Raw genomic sequence first — 2076 nt, 5'->3', positions numbered from 1 at the left:
GACAACACAGCGAGGGTGTGGGATGCCGAGACGGGAAGAGAAATCGCCTCCCTCAACGGCCATCAAAAAGCTGTCATAACAGCCGCCTTTAGCCCGGACGGCAAGCGTATCGTCACCGCCTCAGAAGACAAGACAGGGAGGGTGTGGGATGCCGAGACGGGAAGAGAAATCGCCTCCCTCAACGGCCATCAAAAAGCTGTCATAACAGCCGCCTTTAGCCCGGACGGCAAGCGCATCGTCACCGCCTCCTCTGACGGGACGGTGAGGGTTTGGCCTGTGGAAAATCTCGATCGCCTGTTGGTTCGAGGTTGCCACTGGCTCCGAAACTATTTAATCGTCAATCCTCAAGCGTTAGCTAAACTAGCAACCTGCCAAACCCCCGACCTCACCCAAGCCAGCGCCCCCTACCTCGTCGAATACAGCGAAGCCTTAGCTAGGGAAGGCAAAATCAATGAGGCAATTGAAGGCTTTAAAATCGCCCAAAAGTGGAATCCTAGCCTCCGTTTTGATCCCGTCGCCCGCGCCAACCAACTCGCCAACGACGCTAAAACCGACATTCCGCCTATGATTGAGTCTACTCAGTAGTCAAAAGTCAAAAGTATAATCTGAGAGAGAAGGAGAAAGGAGAAAAAATGAACCCAAAAATTGACCAGACTCAAGCTGGTAGTAACTTTGACAAAATTTGCGATCGCGTCATTTCTACTCGTCAACCAATAGAAATTACACGGGAAGGTGGTGAAAGCATTTCCTTGATTCTTACAGCAGAACTCAATAGCTTGATAGAAACTGCTTATTTATTCAGTTCTCATGAAAATGCAGTACGCCTCCTAGATGCACTACAACGTGCCAAAGCCAGAACGAATCAGCCTCAAACTTTAGAAAACTTATGCCAGGAGTTAGGTATTGACAAAGAAGAAAAAGTCTCAGCCTAAGCCAGAACGCGAACTCGTTTTTGATATAAGGTTTCTAGAAGACCTCAGATATTGGGTAGAAACTGAGAGAAAAATTGCCCTTCGTCTGTTATCTTTAGTTGAAGAAATTCGACGCAATCCTTTTGAAGGAACGGGCAAACCTGAACCCTTAAAATATCAAGATGCCAATGTTTGGTCTCGCCGCCTTACCCAATCTGATCGTATTGTTTATCTGGTTAGTCACGATCGGATAGAATTTTTGCAAGGTCGTTATCATTATAGCGATCGCTAAGTACCTAGACAAGCTAAAACGCCAACCCCATGCTCAAAATAGAAATCACCGATACCTCCATCACCCTCATCCAACTCCTCCATGAAGTTGAAAAAGGACAAGACATCATTATTTTCCGAGAAGGTCAACTCATTGCCCAACTCTCGCCCCCGCTAAATTCCCGCCACCCTCTAAGTTCCCACCAGGCTTTGCGATCCCAACATCAACCCTCCGCGATCCAAAGCCTTGACATCCTGCAACAATTACGCCAAGAAGCACACTATTGATTTACCTAGACACCAGCTTTTTAGCTCCATTTTATTATGAAGGAACTCACACTCATCTCTCATCACTCCGGCTCCCTCAAACCTCTAATCGAAGGCGCAATCGCTGAAGCCCTACGTTCCACTGAAGCGGGTATCCAGCGTACCGAACAACGACTGCGAGAATTTGAGGACAAATATCAACTGTCCACAGCAGAATTTCTGCATCGCTACGAAAACGACGAATTTCAAGAAACCCTGGAACTTGACGAATGGATTGGCGAATTGCGAATGCTACAATGCCTACAGGAAAAAGCAGAAAGACTCAGAGGAATTGAATTTGTTAATTGAAGATTATTTTCAACAGATTCAAACAATTATCGCAACCTGTTCAGTAGTAAAATTTTTTACGCTAGATTGTGAAAAACGTGATAGTTATGAAGGATTTATTCGAGCCGAAATTAAATTCATTGATAATTCAGTTCTGCATATTCGAGAGTTTGTCAATATCGAAACAATTATTAATCGTAATATGTACGCTTATCAGTATATGAATACCATGAATACCTTAATTTTCCGTTATGATAATACTCCACATCATAAAAAGCTGAACCTCCCAACCTATCCCCAT

6 protein-coding genes are annotated in these 2076 nt (G+C 44.7%); all 6 read left to right on the top strand.

Going from position 1 to position 2076, the window contains the following annotated elements; genetic code table 11:
* Positions 1-585: WD40 repeat domain-containing protein (locus PX636_RS07915; RefSeq protein ID WP_288116678.1), on the top strand; the 585-nt coding region annotated here is incomplete at its 5' end.
* A 47-nt stretch (positions 586-632) separates the two neighbouring features.
* Positions 633-932 carry a type II toxin-antitoxin system Phd/YefM family antitoxin gene (locus PX636_RS07910; RefSeq protein WP_002761387.1) on the top strand — a complete coding sequence of 100 codons (300 nt, stop codon included), beginning with the start codon at positions 633-635 and terminating at the stop codon, positions 930-932.
* Entirely contained in the window at positions 904-1203 is a 300-nt protein-coding gene (locus PX636_RS07905; RefSeq protein WP_002761386.1) for a Txe/YoeB family addiction module toxin, read from the top strand. The genes PX636_RS07910 and PX636_RS07905 overlap by 29 nt, the downstream gene beginning before the upstream one ends.
* A 29-nt stretch (positions 1204-1232) precedes the next feature.
* On the top strand, positions 1233-1469 hold the full coding sequence (locus tag PX636_RS07900; RefSeq protein WP_043999266.1) for a hypothetical protein: 237 nt from the start codon (positions 1233-1235) through the stop codon (positions 1467-1469).
* A gap of 36 nt (positions 1470-1505) precedes the next feature.
* Complete coding sequence (locus PX636_RS07895) at positions 1506-1796, top strand: hypothetical protein (protein ID WP_002761385.1); 291 nt, start codon at positions 1506-1508, stop codon at positions 1794-1796.
* A partial coding sequence (locus PX636_RS07890) for a toxin-antitoxin system TumE family protein (protein WP_288116677.1) occupies positions 1786-2076 on the top strand: 291 nt, incomplete at its 3' end. The genes PX636_RS07895 and PX636_RS07890, both read left to right, overlap by 11 nt.

The organism is Microcystis sp. M53598_WE2 (assembly GCF_030067735.1).
GTDB lineage: Bacteria > Cyanobacteriota > Cyanobacteriia > Cyanobacteriales > Microcystaceae > Microcystis > Microcystis aeruginosa.
This window is presented reverse-complemented; position numbering and strand designations above follow the sequence as displayed.

Bases quoted from the DNA above. Each gene is read 5' to 3' on its own strand.
- PX636_RS07900 (WP_043999266.1), top strand. From the start codon at position 1,233: ATGCTCAAAATAGAAATCACCGATACCTCCATCACCCTCATCCAACTC.
- PX636_RS07895 (WP_002761385.1), top strand. From the start codon at position 1,506: ATGAAGGAACTCACACTCATCTCTCATCACTCCGGCTCCCTCAAACCT.
- PX636_RS07910 (WP_002761387.1), top strand. From the start codon at position 633: ATGAACCCAAAAATTGACCAGACTCAAGCTGGTAGTAACTTTGACAAA.